Below are 21,830 nucleotides of genomic sequence, written 5' to 3' on the forward strand. Positions count from 1 at the left end.
TTTCACGGGGCCTGCTCTGCGGATAGCGACGGCTTTGGCCTGATGGCGCAGGCGGCGGCGAGATCGTTGGTGACGTTGCCCACAGTGCGAAACAGGTCCGGGATCGCCTCGATCGCGAGGAGCAGCGGTATCGCTGTGACGGGGATGCCCGCAGCGATGCAGATGGGGGCGATAGTCGCGAAAAAGGATATTTGGGCCGGAAGACCCACTGCGCCAAGGCTGATGGGAACGGCAACAAGCGCGATCAGCGCGAGGGTCGCGGCCCCGGGAAAGATGCCGTGCATATGCCCGAGATAGATGGTGACCGCGACGTTTGCGGCGACACTGGCCGCGCGGAATAGCGAAACCGCCATCGGCAGCACGATGGCAGTTGTTTCTTCGGGAACATCCAGCTCGCGGGCCGCATCCACCATTACCGGCAAGGTCGCGAGTGATGATTGGGTGCCCAGTGCTACCGCCTGAGCGGCCAAGGCCGATCGCCCGAAGCGCAACGGGGAGCGACCGCCTGCCATCGCAGCCCAGATATAGGCGAGCAGCGTGGCGGCAAGGCAGCAGGCTATGACAACCGCCACATATTGGGCAAAGGCGCCGACCACGCCGACGCCCAGCTTCGCGCCCGCGCCGAATGCCAAGGCGGCTACGCCGACAGGCGCAACCGCCAGCACCCAACCCACGATGATCAGCATGGTTTCGACCAGTCCGCGCAGCAGTCCAAGCAGTGGATCGGCCAGGTCCGTGCTGATGCGGGAGATGGCGAAGCCGAAGAATATCGCGAATGTGACGAGCGGCACCATGGCAGTTTCGGCGGCGGCCTTCAGGGGATTTGCAGGAATGATTCCGCGAAACCATTCGCTTTGCGAAAGAGGGAGAGGGGAGGTGCCTCCGGCCTCCGCCAATCCTTGAGTGACAGGCCATAGCCGCAGCAGCCCTTCTGCCAATAATGCCGCTGTTACAGAGGCTGCGGCCAGCATCAGGGCGAAGAGGATGAGGGCGCGGGTCGCGATACTGCCAGCAGCGGCATTGCGGGAGGCGGAGGCGATGCCGGTGACGAGCAGGCCGAAGATCAACGGGACCACTGTCATGGTTAGGGCATCGAGCCACAGACTGCCGATGGGCAGCAGGATTTTACCGACCAACTCCTGTGTCCGCCCGCTGGTGGCGATGCCTACAATCAGGCCGATGAGAAGACCGGCAAGAAGGTGCAACGGCCGACCGTTCACCGTGATCAAGCTGCGCTGTCCTTTCGTTCAATGATCGCGGCTATGAGCGCGATGCGGTCGACGTCGGAATAGACCTGATTTTCCAGTTCTTCGCCAAACACATCCGGGTCGATTTCGGTGTAGCGTAGCGCGCAGTTCCGCGCCGCCGCAAGATCGGCCAATCGGTCCTTCAACTGGTCGTGGCCATCGACGATCGCGCTGCCAGTGTAAAGAATGAAGCGCCCGTCAGCGGTCAGCCGGGGGAGGGCCTGCTGTGCCATCATAAGCGATACTTCAGCACCGTGCATGCCCCCGCCGTCACGATAGGCGCGGCCTGCAGCGTCCATGATATAAGGAGGGTTCGCGAGCAGGAGGTCGAACGTCCCATGTGTCGTGGACAGGTCCCCGGTCTGGCGGAAGCGGGCCGTGATACCGGCGGCCTGCGCGTTGATGCGGGCGAGATAAAGCGCGAGGGGATTGATGTCGGTCATCAAAATATCGACAGCAGGGCAAAGATGACCGACCACGATCCCGCCTACCCCGGCGCCCGTGCCGATATCGACAAGCCGCGCGCCCTTCTTTTGCGGGCATCGAGACAATTCATCGCCGATCAATCGCGCGAAACGATAGCTGTCGGGTCCGAAGAATATCGCTTCATGGCAATCAGTCGGATAAGCGGAGTGAAGGAATAGGTCGTTCCCAAGCGATGACACGCGGAAGCGGCTTTTTAGGCGGTCGCCATATCTTTCCAGTGCGTCGGCCTTTGTCATGATGCGAGCAAGTTCCGGGTCCAATAGCCTCGGATCGAACGGTAGCGACCAGCCGAAAATATCCCGCAGGTCATGGGCGGGCCGACGCGACGCTCGTTCGACAAACCGTGCATGCGTGGCGGGCGTGGGGGTGATGAAACTATATCCACGGTCCTTAAGGACGTGTAGCAGATCAAGCAGAACGGCTGCCCGGCCGTCGCCAGCCACGATGTTCCCGTCGGTGCTATCTTCTTCCGATGGCTCGACCGCCACCGGTGCCCCCAACTCTATGTGCTCCATGCCCGCTTCTCCCATCATGAGGGCAAAACGCGGAGAGTGGCGTGTCGGGTCCCGTTATCGCATTTCTCTGAAGGGGTGGGAAAGTCAGCTGTCCATTTTGCCCAGGTTTGAACGGATGCCGTTCAGGAACAATCCCGTGACCAACCGTGCATGCGCGGCCATTTCGCTGAGCGTAAGCGGAGGCTCGCCGAACAATAAGCGGCGTTGCCATTCGCCAAAGGCCATGGCGACGAATTGCATGGCGAAGCTGCGGCTTTCCGCGGCGGAGGCGCCTTCTTTCTTCAACATCGCCGCAACCGGACTGACCTGATACCGTTCAAACTGGTGACGAGCGATCTTTCGCAGTTCGTCGAACTCTCCGCCTTCCCGGTAGATAAGCCGGGAAATCCGCATGCTGCGGGTCGAGGAAAGCTGGCGCTGCATTTCTGTCGCGTAGGTGACAAGGCGCGTGTGCAGGTCACCCTCTAGATCGGGGACGTCCGGCTGAAGCTGTGCGCCGGAATATTCAAGGCAGGCGGCAAAAAGCGCCAGCTTGTCGGGGAAATGATTGTAGAGGGTGCGGCTCGACACCTGCGCCTTTTCCGCGATGTCGCGCAAGGAGGCCGCGTGAAAGCCTGCACGGGCAAATTCCTCCACCGCGATGAGAATCAGGTTCATGCGCTTCTGTTCGGCCGCCTCCGCCGTCGGGCGGCCCGCTCGCCTCTTGGTGCTCGTTTCATTCATATTTTGCCTCGTCGCGCAGCGGAAGAGCAATGGCAAGCAGAGTTGTCATTGACCAATTACACACCAATGTGTAATTCATTCTCATCGAGTCCGAAAGCGGACACATATGAGGAGAAACGGGATGCACGAACGGGTGCTGGACATGAATGCCAGGGTCGATGCCGCGATCGATGCGCTGGACCCCACCATGGCGCTGATGGCGTTGATCCAGATGACCGGCAATCGGACGCTGCTGAACCACTATTGGGATGCGATCGACGGCCGCCAGGAAGATCTGGTCGAGACGTTCGTCGATATCCATGCGCATGAAGAACGGCCTGCCATCGATCCGGCCGTGGTCGCCGAGATCCGCGATCGCCTGCGCGTGGCGGTAAAGGCCGGGAAGCCTCCGGTCATGCCACAGCTGGACCGGCCGATGTTCAAGCGGATGAGCCGTTTGCTGCTGGGTCAGGACCTTCCCGAAATGTCGGTGGATGTCGCGTTCCAGCATGCCGGGTTCACCACCGACACGCGCATTCGCAAGGCGGCCGATGTCCCGCCCGCCGATTTCAAGGTGCTGGTCGTGGGCGCGGGCATGATGGGCATCAACGCGGCCATCAAATTGCAGCAGGCGGGATTTGACTTCACCGTGCTGGAGGCGATGGACACGGTTGGCGGCAACTGGCTGACCAACACCTATCCGGGCGCGGCGGTCGACACGCCGAGCCGCATCTATTCCTTCTCCTTCGAGCCCAACGCTTCCTGGACGCAATTCTACCCGCGCGGCCAGGAATTCCTGTCCTATCTGGATCGGGTGACCGACAAATATGGCCTTCGCGACCGTATCCGGTTCGGGACCTGGGTCGAGGGTGCGGAATGGGATGAGAAGCGCAAGATCTGGACGGTGAAGGCGATCCGGAACGGCAAGCCGGAAAGCCATGAGTGCAACGTGCTCATCATGGCGGTGGGACCCAACAACAATCCCAATTATCCCAAGGTGAAGCATCTCGACAGCTTCAAGGGGCCGGTCATTCATTCGGCCGCCTGGGACCATTCGGTCGATCTGACGGGGAAGAAGGTCGTCCTGGTCGGCACGGGCTGTTCGGGCGTGCAGGTGGCGACGGCCATTGCCGACAAGGTCGGCGAGCTGGTGATCGTGCAGCGCCAGCCGGAACATATCATCCCCAATCCGCAGGCGCATGCGCCGGTGGCCGAAATCGAGCGCTGGGCGATGGAATATGTGCCCTTCGTCGCGCAGTGGAAGCGTCTGCAAAGCCTGCACAGCCAGATGCGCGACATGCACGGCATGATCATGAAGGATGAGGACTATGCCGCGAAGACGGGCGGCTTTGGCCCGATTAACGACGGCATGCGCATGATGTGCGAAGGCTATCTGAAGAGTCATTTCCCGGACGATCCGGAGATGGTGGAATTGCTGACACCCAACTTCCCGGTGTTCGCGAAACGGCCAATCCTGGATTGCGGTTTTTACGACACGCTCAAAAAGCCCAATGTGTCGATCGTGCGCGGCGAATTGGCCGAGGCCGAGCAGGACGCGGTGATCCTGGCCGATGGCACGCGCATCGAATGCGACGTGCTACTGCTGTCGACCGGCTATAATCTGCATTTCGGGCGGCAGTTCGACATTCGCGGCGCCGGCGGCCAAACTTTGACGGACGCGTTCGACCCGCATCCCTTCTCCTATGAAGGCATGCTGATCACCGGCTTCCCCAACTTCGTCTTCATGGGCGCGCCCTACAGCTATCTGGTCGCCAACCATGCGGTGGTGAGCGAGCAGCAGGTCCATTATATCATCGAACTGCTGCAATGGATGGTGGACGATCATCTGTCGTCCTTCGATGTCTCGCCAGAGGCGACGCAGGCGTTCATCGACGATGTCGATGCGAACCTGGCCAAGACCGCCTGGGTCCAGTGCGGCAGCGCCCATGGCTATTATCGCGACAAGGGCGCCGACGGGCAGAAGAAGGTCATCCTCGCCATCCCGCGCCACAACTCGCGCATCTGGCATGTCCTGCGTTCGCCCCGCGAAGAAGACTTCAACGTCACCCGCGCCGATGATGCCGTCAAGCCCGCACCGCGCGAAATGGAAATGCTGACCATCTGATCAGGGACAGTGGCGGACAATCAAACAAGGAGAGATGTAATGGAACTTCCTTTCGGTGCGGAGCAAGATATCGACTTCATGTTCACGAAGTTGATCGTTCACGACATAGAAAAGTCTGACGCCTTTTATAAATCCGTGTTCGGGCTCGTCGAAATGAACCGAATGGAAGCGAATATCGCTGGTCGGGCGGTTGTGGAGATCGTTTACCAGCCGACTTACAAGGGCGGCCCGCTGCTCATTCTGGCGAGCTTTCCCGACGACACGCAACCTGCTCGCAATGAATCGATCATCGGCTTTGCGAGCGGAGATTTCGACGCTTGCTTGCAGCGCATCGAGAAGGCTGGCGGAACCGTGTTGGAAGATCGATCGATTCCTGACGTGGGGCGTCACGCTTTTGTGAAGGATCTTGAAGGGCATCTCCTTCAGATCAGTCAGCGGCACGGCTGAGTGGTTATGCAGGGAAATATGCTGATGCACCGTAGATCGCTGCCTGATCGCAAGCTGTTCGACCAATTGCACCGGACGGTTGCGCCGGGCGATCATTATGGTCTTGCATTCCCCATCTCTCCAGAAATGCTGGCGGAATTCGGTGCGGCGTTTCTGACAGAGGCCTTCCGGGCTTCGGGGGTCATGTCCGCCGACAATGAAGTCACGGCAATAGTCGCGCTGAATCCGATCAGTGTTCCGGGAGCATCCGAGCGAGCGCTTCTTACCGTAGCCTATGCGCGGGACGAAGAAGGATTGCACACCGAACTGTTCGCCAAGTTTCCACCGGCGGATGCTGATCATAAATTTGGCCTGATCCGCCTGGGTAGCGGCGAGATCGACATGCAGCGCCTTGCGCTTGAAGTTGATCTTCCGGTCACGACGGCGAAATATTATTTCGGTGACTATTCTGGCAGCACGACCAATTATATCCTGATTACAGAGCGTATCGCCTTCGGCGTGGCGCCGATCGAGCCGGCTCACCGCAAAGGATATGATCACGAGATCCGCAATGTCGAGGATCATTATGTGCTGCTCGCACGATCGTTGGCACATTTGGTGGCGGCGCAAAAACGCGGCGCGCTCGGGTCGGACATCGAGAAAATATTTCCCTTTGGAGAAGCCGCGCGCGACTTCGACCCGATACCGGATGTCACTGCCAAGATCGCAACGCTCGAGAAATTCGTCACACGCACCGCGCCACATCTATTTATAGATGAGGTGTCCGATCCAGACTTCATGGCGCGTTGGCGAGAGGATGTGCTGTTCGGGCTGGAGCATAAGGACGCGGTTATTGCTTACCTGCACGAGGACCTCGATTATACTGGCCTTTGCCATCCAAATCTGAACGTGGATAACGCCTGGTATTGGCGCGAACCATCGGGAGAGCTCAAGGTTGGGTTGCTCGATTGGGGAGGCGCGGGCCAAATGAGCATCGCGCAGGCGTTGAGCGGCATGATGATGATGCCGGAGCCGGAAAGATACGGGGAACTGGTCGACCTGGTCCTCCGGACCTTCACGGCTGAACTGGAGGAGAAGTCTGGAGTCCTGTTGGATCCCGTCGAACTACGCCTGCAATATAAGGCCTCGCTCTATTCTACAGCGATCTGCACGATCCTGGACATAATCGCCGGTGTCCTTGATGAGGTTCCGGCAGATGTCTGGGCATCCATGCAGAACCGTTCGGATCAGGCATTGAGGGATAGTGGACTGCTGCCCGCGATAATCTGGGTCGACAATATTCTGCGCGAATGGTGCGAAGACATCACTCCTGGAGATGCATGCCGCCAGATCGTTGCGCCGCTCCAATCCGCGAAGACTTCATCCGGTCAAGGTTGCTGACGGCATCGACCTTGATCTGTCTGTAGGCCCGAGCCTGAGCAGCTGTATATGGGCGGGCATGGAGGATGCCGGTCGACCGAGGGCACAAGAAGCCATGACGGTCGGAGCCGACTGCATCGGGCTTTGATCCCGGTGCAGCGTGGAGAGTTTACTTGTGATGATGGTTGGAAAGGACATAAGGGGCATAGAGTTTAAGCTTTGGGTGGAACATGCCGCTTACGGGAAAGACGACAGAAAAGGCGGATTCCGCTGAGGCAAAGGCCCAAGATCGGCTGACGCCCAATCGCCGAACCGGTCGACCGCCTAACAAAAAAGCGGGCCAGATCGATGAGGCGATCTTGAGCGCGGCGCGGGATCTGTTCCTATCGGTCGGATATGAGGCGACGACCATGGAGGCGGTAGCGCAGGGGGCAGGGGTTTCCAAAAGAACCCTATATGCCCGCCATTCGACCAAGGAAGCGCTCATGAAAGCGGTTGTGGAAGACCGTGTGCGTAGATGGTCGAATGAAGCAAGCGCCAATAATGTCGATCTTCCGCAGGAATTTTCCGAACGCCTGAAACATCATGTCCGGACTGCGATGGCTTCATTGGGAAACCCGGAAATTCAGCAGTTCGATCGACTGATCCTGGCAACAGCATCGCGGTTTCCCGAAATCGCCGAAACCTTTTACAAGATCGGATATTGTTACGAACTTCAGTTCCTGACCGACGAAATTACCGAGGGAACGAAGAACGACCCGGTTCCCGCCGCAAATCCACAGCGCGTCGCCCGGCAATTGCTGAGCATGATCCAGGGATGGCGCCGGACGGAGGAAACGATACGGGTCTTGAGCCTGGAAGAAGCAGCGAGTTTCGCTGACGATGCCGTCGATGTCCTGTTACGGGGGCGGGATAGCTGGTAATCGTCTACCCACAGCGGGAGCGCTCAGAACTGGATGATAATGAACTGGCCGGGGCTGATAATCCCGGCCAGTAGCATTTTCCGTCTTATTTCTTTGGGAGCTTTGCCAGATCTGAGTCAATGTCGGCGAGAACCTTGTCCGTGATCGCATCAGGCGAATATTGCTGAATATCCTTGAGGGTCATCGCGCGGGCCATGTCGACCTGATCGCTGGTCGTCATTTCGGGAATGTGCTTTGCCAGCACTGCCTTGGCTGCGGGATCATCGAGCAGGGTGCCGATTTCCGTCGTAGAGGAGGAATAGGCCGTCTGCGCCAAGGCAGGCATAGGCGACATGGCAATCAAGGCGGCGGCGATCATCCAATTCTTCATCATACTCTCCGTTTGTAAGCCACTTGGGGGTAATGCACCTTTGTAAAAATGCAACGCATATGTTTACTTCGCCACGGATATACGGGTATGCCTTGCTCGCTGCTGAACAGCCACGCCGCAGGAATGGATGGGAACATATCTTACTCAAAATTCGAGCGGGTGGCGCGGATATATGTCGGCCTGACCGATGTCGCGGCGGTGCGGCTGATTGGCCAGAGCATGTTTCAAGACGCTCGGCGTTGATATTAAAAGGGGGGAGAGAAGTTGATGGCGAGGGGCAAGAGCATGGCGATGCGCGTCCTCAAATGGCTGGTGGCGTTCATCGTCTTGGCGGTGATCGCGCTGGCGGTCATGTTCACGATGGCAGTGGGGCCGGGCAATGCGGGCCGCCTCGTCTTCGGCATTGGCGCGAGCTATGACAAGACCCCGCCGCAGCTGCCTGCCAAGCTTTCCGGCAACGCCATCCTCATCTTTTCGAAGACGAACGGCTTTCGCGACGACGAGCAGATCGTTGCTGCAAATCGCGCGTTGGAGGAGATTGCCCAGGCGCGTGGCTGGAGCAGCTACACGACGGAAAATGCCGCGATATTCAATCCGGCGCAGCTCGCCCTGTTCAAGGCGGTGGTGTGGAACAGCGTCAGCGGTGACGTGCTGACGCCGGAGCAGCGCAGCGCCTTTCGCGCGTGGTTGGAAAAGGGCGGCGGCTTCGTTGGTTTGCATGGGGCAGGTGGCGATCCGCAATATGCGTGGCGCTGGTATGTCGATGATTTGATCGGCGCGCAGTTTATCGGCCATATCATGGACCCGCAATTTCAGGCGGCGAACCTGAATGTCGAGGATCGCGATCATCCTGCGACGCGCGATTTGCCCAAGGTCTGGCGACGGACGGACGAATGGTATTCCTTCGACTCAAATCCTCGGGACAAGGGCTACCGCATCCTCGTCACCATCGACGAGAAAAGCTACAGCCCGTTTGAAAAGCTGCTCCCCTTCACCAAGCCCAAGGATATCCGCATGGGCGCCGACCATCCGATGGTGTGGACTCATTGCGTGGGCGATGGACGCGCATTTTATTCCGCGCTGGGTCATGCCGCATCCACCTATGGCGAACCGCTACATCGCAAGATGATCGGCGGAGCAATCGCCTGGGCGGCGGGGCTGGAAGGACCGCGCTGTGTCGGCGGCGAGCTTTCGAAATAAGAGGTCAGGCGGCGTGTAGACGTCGCAGTTCGGAAGAAAAACGGCGCAGCGTTTCGCTCGCTTCAACCCGTCCACTGCTTGCCGGGTCGATCAATATCCCGATCTTGCGACGTTGATCGAAGCCGGAAAGCGCAGGCATTGCGATGCCGGGTTGAAGGAAACAACGGGGCATGACGGTGATGCCCAGCCCGGCGCGGAGGAAGGCGATCGCGCGGTCGTCACTAACCGTGCGGGCGGTGAAGAAGGGGCGGACGCCGCGCTGTGTGAAGAAGCGGCTGACTGCGGCAAGCGCTTCGCAATTGCGGCGGACGATCATGTCCATGCCTGCGACCTCATCCGCGTCCAGCCTTTCTCGATCGGCCAGTGGATGCCTGTCCGACAGGGCGAGGGCGTAGCCTTCCTCGAACAGGGTTTCTCGGGCGCGCGCATCATTGTCCAGCACGCCAATGATGGCATCGATCCGACCACGTTCAAGGCGCGGCAGCAACTCGCGCATGCGGCCTTCGACGATTTCCAGCCTTTCGCCTTTCGCCCCACAGGCGTGCCGAGTGGCTTGTTCGATCCAATGGGACGGCAATGTCGATATTATGCCGAGGCGGATGAGTTTGCTGCTGTCATTTTCCGCCATAGCCTGCTGGGCGCGGGCGAATTCCGCTTCGATCCGGCGGGCATGGGCGGCAAAGCGGGCGCCTGCCGACGTCAGTTCTACCCGGCGATTGGTGCGATGGAACAGGACGTGCCCGATCTGCGCTTCCAGCTTGGCGATGCCCACGGACAAGGTGGGCTGCGAGACGCCACATTGTTGGGCCGCGCGGGAGAAGTTGCCGTGATCCACCACTGCCAAAAAATAGTGGATAAGGTAGCGTTCAATCATAGACCGTATCTATGATATCATTAGTGTCTGGTCAATTTTCCAGCCGTCCGAGGGCATGATAGAAGGGCGCAAGATATTCAGGAGAGGCCATGACGCCCGATTTCGATTTCGCTCTGGGTGACAATGCCCAGATGATCCGGGAAACGACCCACCGCTTTGCGACGGATTTGATCGCGCCACTGGCCGTGCGGATCGATGCGGAGGATTGGTTCCCGCGTGACGAACTGTGGCCAGCGATGGGCGCGCTCGGCCTGCACGGCATTACCGTTGCGGAAGAAGATGGGGGCCTTGGCCTCGGCTATCTGGAGCATGTGGTCGCGCAGGAGGAAGTGGCGCGGGCCTCTGCCTCCATCGGGCTCAGCTATGGGGCGCATTCGAACCTGTGCGTCAATCAAATCCGCCGCTGGGGCAATGCCGAGCAGAAGGCGCGCTATCTGCCCAAGCTGATTTCCGGCGAGCATGTCGGCAGCCTGGCCATGTCGGAAGCAGGTGCTGGGTCCGATGTCATTTCGATGAAGCTGAAGGCGGAAAAGAAGGGCGACCGCTATATCCTGAATGGCACGAAATATTGGATCACCAACGCGCCCTATGCCGATACGCTGGTTGTCTATGCCAGGACGGGAGAGGGATCGAAGGGGATCACGACCTTCCTGATCGAAAAGGGCTTCAAGGGCTTTTCGATCGGGCAGAAGATCGACAAGGTTGGGATGCGTGGTTCACCAACCGCGGAACTGGTGTTCGAGGATTGCGAAGTCCCGGAAGAGAATATCATGGGTCCGCTGAACGGCGGCGCTGGCGTGCTTATGTCGGGTCTGGATTATGAGCGCACTGTGCTGGCGGGCATCCAGCTTGGGATCATGCAGGCATGCCTCGACACCGTGGTGCCCTATGTCCGGGAACGCCAGCAGTTTGGGAAGCCGATCGGCGCATTCCAGTTGATGCAGGCCAAGGTGGCGGACATGTATGTCGCGCTGAATTCGGCGCGCGCCTATGTTTATGCGGTGGCGCGGGCATGTGACGCGGGCAGGACGACGCGGTTCGACGCAGCGGGTGCCATATTGCTGGCGAGCGAGAATGCGGTGCGGGTATCGCTGGAGGCGGTGCAGGCGCTAGGTGGTGCGGGCTATACGAAGGACTGGCCGGTGGAGCGCTATATGCGCGACGCCAAGCTGCTGGATATCGGGGCTGGAACCAATGAGATTCGCCGCATGCTGATCGGCCGGGAGCTGATCGGGGCATGAGCGGGCCAGCGCTCGACACGAAGTTGTCGCCGGAGGCGGAAGGATTTCGCGCCAATGTTGCCCATAATCGGGCATTGGCGGAGGAATTGCGGGCGAAAGTCGCGACGGCGGCGATCGGTGGACCGGCCAAGGCGCGGGACAAGCATGTCGGGCGCGGCAAGCTGTTGCCCCGCGAACGGGTGGAGCGGTTGCTGGACCCCGGCAGTCCTTTTCTGGAGATCGGGCAACTCGCGGCCAATGGTATGTATCATGGCGAGGTGCCGGGCGCTGGGCTGATCACTGGGATAGGCCGCGTCGAGGGGCGGCAGGTGATGATCGTCTGCAATGATGCGACGGTGAAGGGCGGCACCTATTATCCTCTGACGGTCAAGAAGCATCTGCGCGCGCAGGAGATCGCGCTCGAAAACCGGCTGCCCTGCGTCTATCTGGTCGATAGCGGCGGCGCGAACCTGCCCAATCAGGCCGAAGTATTTCCCGACCGGGAGCATTTTGGGCGCATCTTCTACAATCAGGCGCAGATGTCCGCACGGGGCATTCCGCAAATTGCCTGCGTCATGGGCAGCTGTACGGCGGGCGGGGCCTATATGCCCGCCATGTCGGATGAGACGGTGATCGTGCGCAATCAGGGGACGATCTTCCTCGCCGGGCCGCCGCTGGTGCAAGCGGCGACAGGGGAGGTCATCAGCGCCGAGGATCTGGGTGGCGGCGACCTGCATGGCCGCAAGTCCGGCGTGGTGGATCATGTCGCGGAGAATGACGAGCATGCGCTAAGCATCGTGCAGGACATCGTATCGACGCTTCAGCCTGCACCCGCGATCGACGTTAACATGCGTGAGCCGGTGCCGCCGAGATTTGATCCGCAGGAACTTTATGGGATCGTGCCGCAGGACGTCCGCGCGCCCTATGATGTGCGCGAGGTCATCGCGCGCATCGTGGATGGCAGCGAATTTCATGAGTTCAAGGCGCTGTACGGGACGACGCTGGTATGCGGTTTCGCGCATATCTGGGGCATGCCGGTGGCGATCCTCGCCAATAATGGCGTGCTGTTCAGCGAGAGCGCGGTCAAGGGCGCGCATTTCATCGAACTGGCGTGCCAGCGGCGGATACCGCTGCTGTTCCTGCAAAATATCTCCGGCTTCATGGTGGGTGGGAAATATGAGGCTGAGGGCATCGCCAAAAATGGCGCGAAGCTGGTGACGGCGGTTGCCACCGCGAGCGTGCCGAAAATCACCCTGTTGATCGGCGGCAGCTTTGGCGCGGGCAATTATGGCATGTGCGGTAGGGCCTATAGCCCCCGCTTCATGTTCACCTGGCCCAACAGTCGAATATCGGTGATGGGCGGCGAGCAGGCGGCTAGCGTGCTGGCGACGGTGCATCGGGATGCGGAGAAATGGACGGCGGAGGAGGCGGAAGCCTTCAAGGCGCCGATCCGCCAGAAATATGAGGATGAAGGCAATCCCTATCACGCAACCGCGCGGCTGTGGGATGATGGCGTAATCGATCCGGCGCAGACGCGCGATGTGCTGGGCCTCGCCTTTGCGGCGACGCTGAACGCTCCTGTAGCCGAGCGCCCGTCGTTCGGCGTTTTCCGGATGTGATGACGATGATCCAGTCCCTTCTCATCGCCAATCGTGGCGAGATCGCATGCCGGATCATCCGTACCGCGCGGCGGCTCGGTATTCGTACCGTCGCAGTCTATTCGGACGCGGATGCCGATGCGCTGCACGTCCGTTCTGCTGACGACGCGGTGCATATTGGTGCGTCGCCCGTGCGCGAGAGTTATCTGCGGGGGGCGCGCATCATCGATGCGGCTTTGCAGACGGGTGCGCAGGCAATTCACCCCGGCTATGGCTTCCTGTCGGAAAATGCCGAGTTCGCGCAGGCTGTGATCGACGCTGGGTTGATCTGGGTCGGGCCGAATCCCGCTAGCATCACGGCCATGGGTCTCAAGGATGCAGCCAAGAAGCTGATGAGCCAAGCCGGGGTGCCGACGACGCCCGGCTATCTGGGGGAGGATCAGAGTCCCGACAGGCTGAAAGCCGAGGCGGACGCTATCGGCTATCCTGTGCTGATCAAGGCCGTTGCAGGCGGCGGCGGCAAGGGGATGCGCAAGGTCGATAGCGCGGCGGACTTTGCCGATGCGCTAATGTCCTGCCAGCGCGAGGCGGCGTCTTCCTTTGGCAATGATCAGGTGCTGCTGGAAAAATGGGTAACGAACCCGCGCCATATCGAGGTGCAGGTATTCGGCGACAGTCACGGCAATGTGGTCCACCTGTTCGAACGCGACTGCTCGCTCCAGCGGCGGCACCAGAAGGTGATCGAGGAAGCGCCCGCGCCGGGCATGGATGAACAGACGCGGGAGGCGATTTGTCAGGCGGCCGTGCGCGCGGCCAAGGCGGTCGACTATGTGGGCGCCGGGACGATCGAGTTCATTGCGGACGGCTCCGAAGGGCTGCGGGCGGATCGCATCTGGTTCATGGAAATGAACACCCGCCTTCAGGTCGAGCATCCGGTGACGGAGGAGATTACCGGGCAGGATCTGGTCGAATGGCAATTGCGGGTGGCGTCGGGCGAGCCTTTGCCAAAGGCGCAGGATGAACTGTCGATCAGCGGTTGGGCGATGGAAGCGCGCCTTTATGCCGAAGACCCGGCGAAAGGCTTTTTGCCCTCGATCGGCAGGCTCGACCGCTTCGATGTCGGACCATCTTATCGTGTCGATACGGGGGTGAAGCAGGGGGCGGAGATATCGTCCTTCTACGATCCGATGATTGCGAAGCTGATCGCCTGGGGTCCAGATCGCGACGCCGCGCGGTTGCGCCTGTCGCAGACGCTTGAGGAGACGGTCATATGGCCGCTCAAGACCAATGCGGGCTTTCTGACGAAGGCGCTCCAACATCCCGATCTCGCTGACGGCCGGGTAGATACGGGGCTGATCGGGCGTGAGGGGGAGGCGCTGTTGCCATCTGTCTTGCCCTCAACGGCGGCTTTGGAGGATGCGGCGTCCAGGCTCGCGGAGCCGGGGCCTATGGCTGGCTTTCGCCTGAATGCGGAGGCGCGGCGCGACGGCTGGTTCCTGCTGGATGGAGCGCCGGTGAAGGTTGCGCTGGCGGTTTCGAGCGGGGCCAGGACTGGACGTAGCGTGATCGTCGCGGAGGGCGGCCAGAGTTGGCAGCTGACGCCTTGGCGAGCTGGCGGGCTGGGAGGCGGTGAGGCGTCCGATGGCGCGATCCTCTCGCCGATGCCGGGGCGGATCATTTCCGTCTCCGTCGCGGCGGGGAACAAGGTGGCGAAGGGGCAGAAGCTGTTGACGTTGGAGGCCATGAAGATGGAACATGGCCTTGTCGCGCCGTTCGATGGGGAAGTCGTCGAACTGCACGGCGTTGAAGGCGGACAGGTGAGTGAAGGCACGCTGCTCGTCAAAATAGCAAAAGCGGAGGAAGGTTGATGGCCGGGAAGTTTTTCGAACAATGGGAAGTGGGGCAGACCCTTGTTCACGAAATCCGGCGGACGGTTACGGAAACCGATAACCTGCTTTTTTCGACGATGACGCATAATCCGCAGCCGCTGCATCTGGATGTCGAAGCGGCCAAGGCGAGCGAATTTGGTCAGATACTGGTCAACGGCACCTTCACCTTTGCGTTGATGATCGGCCTGTCCGTGGGCGATACGACGCTGGGGACGCTGATCGCCAATCTGGGCTATGACAAGCTCGTCATGCCAAAGCCCGTATTCCTGGGCGACACTTTGCGCGCCGAGACCGAGGTCATGGAGTTGCGCCCGAGCAAATCCCGGCCGGGTTCGGGCGTTGTCACCTTTTCGCACCGGATGCTGAACCAGCGGGACGAGCTGGTATGCCAATGTTTGCGCATGACGCTGATCAAGGGCGGTGGTGCATGATCATAGGCGCGCACCTATATAATTTTATCGGCAGTAGCGTCTAGCTGGCTTTTGAGGGAAGTTGTCATGCAGAATGATCCGGTTGTCATCGCTGGTTATGCCCGCACGCCCATGGGTGGGTTTCAGGGGATATTCTCCCCTTTAAAGGCGACCGATCTGGGCGCGGCTGCGGTCAAGGCGGCAGTGGAACGCGCGGGTGCGCCTGTGGACGCGATCGACCGTATCTACATGGGCTGCGTCCTGCCAGCGGGGTTGGGGCAGGCACCCGCGCGGCAGGCGGCGTTGGGCGCGGGCCTTGGCCTCGATACAGAGGCCACCACCGTGAACAAGATGTGCGGTTCGGGCATGCAGGCCGCCATCATGGCGCAGGAAGCGTTGCAGGCAGGCGCTGCCGACCTGATCGTGGCGGGTGGCATGGAAAGCATGACGAACGCGCCCTATGCGCTGCCCAAGCACCGTTCCGGCGCACGCATTGGTCACGACCGGATCATCGACACGATGATGATGGACGGGCTGGAGGATGCCTATCAGCCGGGCAAGGCAATGGGTGTCTTTGCCGAGGAGGCGGTGCGTGATTATCAGTTCACGCGCGAGGAGCAGGACGGCTATGCGGTTCGATCGTTGGAGCGAGCGCAGGCGGCCATCGCAAGCGGCGCTTTCCGGCGCGAGATTGCGGGGGTGACGGTGCCCGGACGTGGCGGCGATACGCTGGTGGATACCGACGAGCAGCCGGGCAAGGCTCGTCCGGACAAGATCCCCTCGCTAAGGCCCGCTTTCGTTGCCGATGGCACCATCACGGCGGCGAACAGTTCGTCCATCTCCGACGGGGCCGCGGCACTGGTGATGACGCGGCGCAGTGTGGCGGAGCGTCTGGGCTTGCCGGTAATAGCCACGGTAGTGGCCAGCGCCGCACACGCCCATGAACCGGCGCGTTTTACGACCGCACCCGTTCCGGCGATGCGCAAGCTGCTGGACAAGGCGGGTTGGTCCGTGGCCGACGTTGATCTGTTTGAGGTGAACGAAGCCTTCGCCGTTGTTGCGATGATCGCGGCGAAGGAACTTGGCATCCCCGCCGACAAGTTGAACGTGAACGGGGGCGCGACTGCGCTGGGGCATCCGATCGGGGCTTCGGGGGCGCGGATCATTGCCACCCTGCTGGGTGCGCTGGAGGAGCGCGGCCTCAAGCGCGGCGTGGCAAGCCTGTGCATCGGCGGTGGCGAAGCGACAGCGATGGCGTTTGAGCTCGCCTGACGCATTGGCGCCTTCCCTTTTCAGCGCCGCAACAATAAGCCTCTCGCCCTAAGATCAAATATCAAGAGGCAGGCGCTGGATGAAGGCGGTAGGATTCAGGCAAGGCGGCCCGCTGGAGCGGGAAGACTCGCTGATCGACATTGAGGTCGCCGATCCGTCGCCCGGCCCTCGCGATCTGCTCGTTCGTGTGCATGCTGTGTCCGTCAATCCGGTCGACACGAAAGTGCGCGGCGGCGCCAAGCCCGCTGAGGAGCCGATGGTTCTGGGCTATGACGCGGCGGGCGTGGTGGAAGCCGTCGGCGCTGACGTTACGCTTTTCGCGCCGGGTGACGAAGTCTTCTATGCTGGCACCATCAAGCGGCCGGGGACCAATTCGGAACTGCATGTCGTCGATGAGCGGATTGTCGGGCCAAAGCCGCGTTCCTTCGACTTCGCACAGGCGGCCGCGCTCCCGCTGACCGGGCTTACGGCATGGGAGCTGCTGTTCGATCGTCTGCGCGTGCCGCGGGGCGGGGGTGAAGGACAGGCGATCCTAATCGTCAACGGCGCTGGCGGTGTCGGATCGATGCTGGTGCAGTTCGCCCGGCAACTGACCAAGCTGCGCGTGATCGCTACCGCTTCGCGCCCGGAAACCATCGCCTGGGTGAAGCAGATGGGTGCGCATGATGTGATCGACCACCGCAAGCCCTTGAATGAAGGGCTTGCCGCGATCGGCGTCAAGGCGGTCAACTTCGTGGCAAGTCTGGCTGGGAGCGAACAGCATCTACCGGCCTATGCCCGCATCATCGCGCCTCAAGGAAGCCTGGCGGTTATCGACGACGTAAAGAGTTTCGACATAGTGGCCCTCCGGCAAAAGTCGATCACCGTCGCGTGGGAGGGTGTTTTCACGCGCTCCATCTACGAAACCCCGGACATGATCGAACAGCATCGCATATTGTCCGAGATTGCGCGGCTGGTGGATGAAGGGGTTTTGCAGGGGACGATGACGCGCGATCTAGGATTGATGAGCGCAGCTAGCCTGAAGGCCGCGCATGAGTTGGTCGAAACGGGCGCATCCATCGGGAAGGTCGTTCTGCGGGTTTAAAAAGAGCTCGCTCGGCATCGGGGGGCGGTCAAACAGAAGAGAAATGCATGGGACGAGGGGATGAGGAATTGAGCCACGAACATTCTGCCGTCGCGGGCGGCAGGGCCAGCCTGAGGCAAGGCCATGTCGCGCTCGGCATATTTCTCGTAGCCTACATCCTTTCCTTCATCGACCGGCAGATATTGAGCCTGATGGTCGAGCCGATCAAACAGGATCTGGGCCTTAGCGATTTGCAGGTCGGGTTGCTTCAGGGATTGGCCTTTGCCCTGCTCTATGCAGTGGTCGGCATTCCCATCGGCATGCTGGCCGATCGGATCAGCCGTCGCCGGATCATCGCCGTGGGCGTCCTGTTCTGGAGTGCCTGCACCGCACTTTGCGGCTTTGCGGGCAGCTATGCGCACCTGTTCGTCGCGCGCATGGGCGTCGGTTTGGGGGAGGCATCGCTATCCCCTTCGGCGCACAGCTGGCTGAGTGACGCCTACCCGCCAGCGCAGCTTTCGCGGGCGATGGCGATCTATAATCTGGGCATCACCATTGGCGGCGGGCTGGCGCTGCTGGTCGGGGGCGCGGTTGTCGATATGGTTGCGGCGCAGGGTGCGCTGGTGCTGCCCGGCATCGGGCCGATGCCTACCTGGCGGGCGGCATTCCTGCTTGTGGCCTTGCCCGGTCTGTTGGTGACGGCACTGGTTTTCGTGGCCCGTGAACCGGCACGCCGCGCAGGGTGGGTGAAGGCGGGTATGCCGTTTCGCGCGGCGCTCTCGCACCTGCGTGCCCATTGGCGGACATTCGCTGCGATCTATGCCAATTCCACTTTGCTGGGGACCATGGGTTATGGATTGTCGGCATGGTATCCGACATTGCTGATCCGGACCTTTGACATGACGCCCGGGCAGGCTTCGCTCCGTCTGGGGCTGATCTACCTGCTAATCGGGAGTTTGGGATCGTTGGCGGGCGGTTTCGCGGCGGAGAGGCTTTCGCTGAAAGGTGTGCGCGACGCCAATTTGAGGATGGCGATGATCCTCGCCTTTCTGTGCGTCATTCCGGCGACGCTTGCGCCGGTCATGCCTTCCTCAACGCTGCTGCTGTTGCTCTTTTCAATCCTGACCTTCTGCTTCAACGGCTATTTCGGTTGCTCGCTGGCTGCGATCCAACTCGCGACGCCGCCCAGCATGCGGGCAACCGGAGCCGCGCTGTTCCTTTTGGCGAACAGTCTCGTAGGCTTGTCGCTCGGAACAGCGATCGTGCCGTTGATCGACAACGCCTTGTTCGATGGCCGTGGTCAGATCGGCCCCGCGCTGGCGACCGTGGGCCTATGCGCATCGCTAATCGCCGCCCTCGCCGCATGGTCCGGATTGCGCAGCTATGCCGCGACCAATCAGGCGGTGGCACGCGGCTGAGCGCAGAAAAGGTCAGCAAACGGCATGATATTTCTGATTATAGCGTTTGTTATACCTTGCGTGAAACGCCCGAGTTTTCGGGACAATTCAAAGGTGTGGAACCAATGCGGAAGTTTTGCGGGCGGTTCGCAGCCGGAACCGTAGCCTGCAAAGCTGGTTAGCTGAGAGCAGGTTATCCTGCAGTGCGACCCAAACTGCCCTGCCTTCTTTTTCGGAGGTGGGGCTTTTTGCGGTTGAGATCAGATGCTTTGGTTCAGGCGACTGGCCGCAGATATTCCGGTAGTTCATCGGCAGCATGATTACGGCACTCGATCCGTGGTGACGCACTGTAGGTGCTGAAGTGTTCAAGGGGCATGGCCGATCCGCAGAAACTGCATTCGGCGGTCATGCGCCCTATGATCCAATGTTGCCTGTCACATCCGGGACAATGATTGGGCTCATCCTCCCGATATAGTGGGGAGTAGCTACAGGTTGCCGACCAGCCCGTCGCGCTTTCCATCCGCATTGAATTGCCTCACTTTTTTACGACCTATCCTTGTTAACGGAAGGCGAGGCGTTCAGTTTCATCGGCATCGGCATCGGCATCGCCGCTTGGCTTGGCGGCTGCGTGACTTACAAGCTGATCAGGACAGGAATTTGATGATCGAGGAGAAATCCTGACCCGCTTCGCCCTTGTTGGCCAGCAATTGATAAAGGCTTTCCGCCTGCGCGCCCATGGGCACGCTGGCGTTGACGGAGGCCGCGGCCTCCAGCGCGAGCTTTAGGTCCTTCAGCATCAGGGCAACGGCAAAGCCGCCGCTATAGCCGTTGTCTGCGGGGGATTGCGGACCAACGCCGGGCACGGGGCAGTAGCTTGTCATGGACCAGCTTTGTCCCGACGAAACGCTGGAAATGTCGTAGAAGGTCTGGGCGTCGAGCCCGATCTTCTCCGCCATGGCAAAGGCTTCGCACGTTGCGACCATGGTCGCGCCCAGCAGCATGTTGTTGCAGATCTTGGCCGCCTGGCCGTTGCCGTCACTACCGGCGTGGATTACGGCCTTGCCCATGGCGGACAGGATGGGCTTTGCCTTGGCGAAGGCTTCATCGTCGCCGCCCACCATGAAGGTTAGCGATCCCCCATTTGCAGCGGCGATTCCCCCAGAAACCGGCGCGTCGGCCATCAGGAAACCCTTCGCCTTCGCCGCAGCGATGACGCGGCGAGCGGTCGCGACGTCGATGGTCGAACAGTCGAGGAACAGCGCTCCTGCCTTTGCCGTGCCGAAAACCTCGTCATTATAGACCGCTTCGACATGCTTGCCAGCTGGTAGCATCGTCACCACTGCATCGGCCCCCGCGACGGCTTCGGCCGCGCTGCTGGCGCGGGTCGCGCCAGCCGCCTCGGCCTTGGCGAGGGCCGCGTCGGAAAGATCGAAGGCGCGCACGGCAAAGCCGTTCTTGACGAGATTGGCGGCCATTCCGCCACCCATGTTGCCCAAGCCGATGAAGGCGATAGTCTCAGTCATGCCGACTTCCTTCTGTTAATTGTCTGGCCGCCTTCAGGGGCGCAGCAGGTCGCGCGCGACGATCATGCGCATCACCTGGTTCGTGCCTTCCAGGATCGAATGCACGCGTAGGTCGCGCCAGAAGCGTTCGATCGGATAGTCCATCAGATAACCATAGCCGCCATGTAGTTGCAGCGCGCGGTCGGCGATAGCGGACCCAGCGTCGGTGGCGAGCCGCTTTGCCATGGCGGCGAAGCGGGTCTTGTCGGGTGCGTTTTCCGTCACCTTGACCGCCGCCATGTAGAGCAGCGCGCGCGCCGCCTGAAGTTCGGTTTCCATGTCGGCGAGGGTGAACTGCGTATTCTGGAAATCAGCGATGGCCTGCCCGAACTGCTTGCGGTCCTTGCTATAGGCGATCGCTTCATCGAGGCAGCGCTGCGCCCCGCCAAGCGAGCAGGCGCCGATGTTGAGCCGTCCGCCGTCAAGCCCCATCATCGCGATGCGAAAGCCTTCGCCCTCTGCTCCCACAAGATTTTCCGCAGGCACGCGGACATTGTCGAAAATGACTTGCGCGGTGGGTTGCGAATGCCAGCCAAGCTTGCGCTCCTGCGCGCCGAAGCTGACGCCGGGCATGTCCTTTTCAATGACGAGGCAGCTGATGCCCTTGGGGCCATCCTCGCCCGTGCGGACCATGGTGACATAGATGTCATTTTCGCCGCCGCCGGAGATGAACTGCTTGGAGCCGGTGACGAGATAATCGCTGCCCTCCTTCACGGCGCGGGTCTTGAGGGCCGCTGCGTCCGATCCCGATCCCGCCTCGGTCAGGCAATAGCTGCCCATCCGCTCCATCGGCACCATCGAGGGCAGATATTTGTCCTTGACCGGATGCGCGCCGAAACGGTCGATCATCCAGGCGGCCATGTTGTGGATCGATATGAACGCGCTGGTCGATGGGCAGCCATAGGCCATGGCCTCCATGATCAGCGCGGCTTCCAGACGGCCAAGGCCGATGCCGCCCGACTCTTCCGACACATAGATGCCGCCAAAGCCCAGCTCCGCCGCCGCGCGGATCGTGTCGCGCGGGAAGATGTGCTTCTCATCCCACTCGGCCGCATGCGGCGTGATCGCGTCGGCGGTGAAGCGCCGCGCCATGTCCTGGATCTGGCGTTGGTCGTCGGTAAGGTCGAACTGGGTCATCATGCATCCTGTTGCGGCGATGGCCTGCCGCTGG

General features: G+C 60.9%; 19 protein-coding genes. 12 read left to right on the forward strand and 7 right to left on the reverse strand.

Annotation, left to right across the window (positions count from 1 at the left end; translation table 11 throughout):
* Positions 1-2: 2 nt before the first annotated feature.
* The 3 genes from ACZ5TH_RS14970 to ACZ5TH_RS14980 form a co-directional block, all read right to left on the reverse strand.
* Positions 3-1,220, reverse strand: a complete 1,218-nt coding sequence (locus ACZ5TH_RS14970; protein WP_464795747.1) for a dicarboxylate/amino acid:cation symporter — start codon at positions 1,218-1,220, stop codon at positions 3-5.
* 5 nt (positions 1,221-1,225) lie between these two features.
* Positions 1,226-2,248 (reverse strand): methyltransferase, encoded by a 1,023-nt coding sequence (locus ACZ5TH_RS14975; RefSeq protein WP_464795714.1) that lies wholly within the window; start codon positions 2,246-2,248, stop codon positions 1,226-1,228.
* 84 nt (positions 2,249-2,332) lie between these two features.
* Positions 2,333-2,971 carry a TetR/AcrR family transcriptional regulator gene (locus ACZ5TH_RS14980; protein WP_464795715.1) on the reverse strand — a complete coding sequence of 213 codons (639 nt, stop codon included), beginning with the start codon at positions 2,969-2,971 and terminating at the stop codon, positions 2,333-2,335.
* Positions 2,972-3,092: 121 nt separating this feature from the next.
* Here ACZ5TH_RS14980 and ACZ5TH_RS14985 point away from each other — a divergent pair, with 121 nt between their 5' ends.
* The 4 genes from ACZ5TH_RS14985 to ACZ5TH_RS15000 all read left to right on the forward strand — a co-directional run bounded on the left by ACZ5TH_RS14985 (position 3,093) and on the right by ACZ5TH_RS15000 (position 7,804).
* A complete protein-coding gene (locus tag ACZ5TH_RS14985) occupies positions 3,093-5,075 on the forward strand; it encodes a flavin-containing monooxygenase (protein ID WP_464795305.1) in 1,983 nt (660 codons plus the stop codon).
* A 9-nt stretch (positions 5,076-5,084) separates the two neighbouring features.
* Positions 5,085-5,522 carry a VOC family protein gene (locus ACZ5TH_RS14990; RefSeq protein WP_464795716.1) on the forward strand — a complete coding sequence of 146 codons (438 nt, stop codon included), beginning with the start codon at positions 5,085-5,087 and terminating at the stop codon, positions 5,520-5,522.
* A gap of 24 nt (positions 5,523-5,546) precedes the next feature.
* Positions 5,547-6,902 carry a hypothetical protein gene (locus tag ACZ5TH_RS14995; RefSeq protein ID WP_464795717.1) on the forward strand — a complete coding sequence of 452 codons (1,356 nt, stop codon included), beginning with the start codon at positions 5,547-5,549 and terminating at the stop codon, positions 6,900-6,902.
* 338 nt (positions 6,903-7,240) lie between these two features.
* On the forward strand, positions 7,241-7,804 hold the full coding sequence (locus tag ACZ5TH_RS15000) for a TetR/AcrR family transcriptional regulator (protein ID WP_464795718.1): 564 nt from the start codon (positions 7,241-7,243) through the stop codon (positions 7,802-7,804).
* Positions 7,805-7,889: 85 nt separating this feature from the next.
* Here ACZ5TH_RS15000 and ACZ5TH_RS15005 read toward each other — a convergent pair whose 3' ends face one another.
* Complete coding sequence (locus ACZ5TH_RS15005) at positions 7,890-8,174, reverse strand: hypothetical protein (protein WP_464795719.1); 285 nt, start codon at positions 8,172-8,174, stop codon at positions 7,890-7,892.
* Positions 8,175-8,441: 267 nt separating this feature from the next.
* On the opposite strand from ACZ5TH_RS15005, the gene ACZ5TH_RS15010 reads away from it, so the two are divergent.
* Entirely contained in the window at positions 8,442-9,374 is a 933-nt protein-coding gene (locus tag ACZ5TH_RS15010; RefSeq protein ID WP_464795720.1) for a ThuA domain-containing protein, read from the forward strand.
* 4 nt (positions 9,375-9,378) lie between these two features.
* Here ACZ5TH_RS15010 and ACZ5TH_RS15015 read toward each other — a convergent pair whose 3' ends face one another.
* Positions 9,379-10,248, reverse strand: coding sequence for a LysR family transcriptional regulator (locus ACZ5TH_RS15015; RefSeq protein WP_464795721.1), 870 nt, complete (start codon positions 10,246-10,248; stop codon positions 9,379-9,381).
* A gap of 89 nt (positions 10,249-10,337) precedes the next feature.
* Here ACZ5TH_RS15015 and ACZ5TH_RS15020 point away from each other — a divergent pair, with 89 nt between their 5' ends.
* The 7 genes from ACZ5TH_RS15020 to ACZ5TH_RS15050 all read left to right on the forward strand — a co-directional run bounded on the left by ACZ5TH_RS15020 (position 10,338) and on the right by ACZ5TH_RS15050 (position 19,118).
* Positions 10,338-11,489 (forward strand): acyl-CoA dehydrogenase family protein, encoded by a 1,152-nt coding sequence (locus ACZ5TH_RS15020; protein WP_464795722.1) that lies wholly within the window; start codon positions 10,338-10,340, stop codon positions 11,487-11,489.
* Positions 11,486-13,087: a carboxyl transferase domain-containing protein gene (locus ACZ5TH_RS15025; RefSeq protein WP_464795723.1), complete on the forward strand. Its 1,602-nt coding sequence runs from the start codon at positions 11,486-11,488 to the stop codon at positions 13,085-13,087. The genes ACZ5TH_RS15020 and ACZ5TH_RS15025 overlap by 4 nt, the downstream gene beginning before the upstream one ends.
* Before the next feature lie 5 nt (positions 13,088-13,092).
* A complete protein-coding gene (locus ACZ5TH_RS15030; protein WP_464795724.1) occupies positions 13,093-14,934 on the forward strand; it encodes an acetyl/propionyl/methylcrotonyl-CoA carboxylase subunit alpha in 1,842 nt (613 codons plus the stop codon).
* Entirely contained in the window at positions 14,934-15,386 is a 453-nt protein-coding gene (locus ACZ5TH_RS15035) for a MaoC family dehydratase (protein ID WP_464795725.1), read from the forward strand. The genes ACZ5TH_RS15030 and ACZ5TH_RS15035 overlap by 1 nt, the downstream gene beginning before the upstream one ends.
* 66 nt (positions 15,387-15,452) lie before the next feature.
* On the forward strand, positions 15,453-16,637 hold the full coding sequence (locus ACZ5TH_RS15040; protein WP_464795726.1) for an acetyl-CoA C-acyltransferase: 1,185 nt from the start codon (positions 15,453-15,455) through the stop codon (positions 16,635-16,637).
* Between the two features lie 79 nt (positions 16,638-16,716).
* Positions 16,717-17,721 carry a zinc-binding alcohol dehydrogenase family protein gene (locus ACZ5TH_RS15045; RefSeq protein ID WP_464795727.1) on the forward strand — a complete coding sequence of 335 codons (1,005 nt, stop codon included), beginning with the start codon at positions 16,717-16,719 and terminating at the stop codon, positions 17,719-17,721.
* A gap of 68 nt (positions 17,722-17,789) precedes the next feature.
* Complete coding sequence (locus ACZ5TH_RS15050; protein WP_464795728.1) at positions 17,790-19,118, forward strand: MFS transporter; 1,329 nt, start codon at positions 17,790-17,792, stop codon at positions 19,116-19,118.
* Between the two features lie 623 nt (positions 19,119-19,741).
* Here ACZ5TH_RS15050 and mmsB read toward each other — a convergent pair.
* Both mmsB and ACZ5TH_RS15060 read right to left on the reverse strand, forming a co-directional pair.
* Positions 19,742-20,620, reverse strand: a complete 879-nt coding sequence (mmsB, locus tag ACZ5TH_RS15055) for a 3-hydroxyisobutyrate dehydrogenase (protein ID WP_464795729.1) — start codon at positions 20,618-20,620, stop codon at positions 19,742-19,744.
* A gap of 33 nt (positions 20,621-20,653) precedes the next feature.
* A complete protein-coding gene (locus ACZ5TH_RS15060; protein ID WP_464795748.1) occupies positions 20,654-21,799 on the reverse strand; it encodes an acyl-CoA dehydrogenase family protein in 1,146 nt (381 codons plus the stop codon).
* Positions 21,800-21,830 lie beyond the last annotated feature (31 nt).

Source organism: Sphingobium sp. TomTYG73 (genome assembly GCF_055394245.1).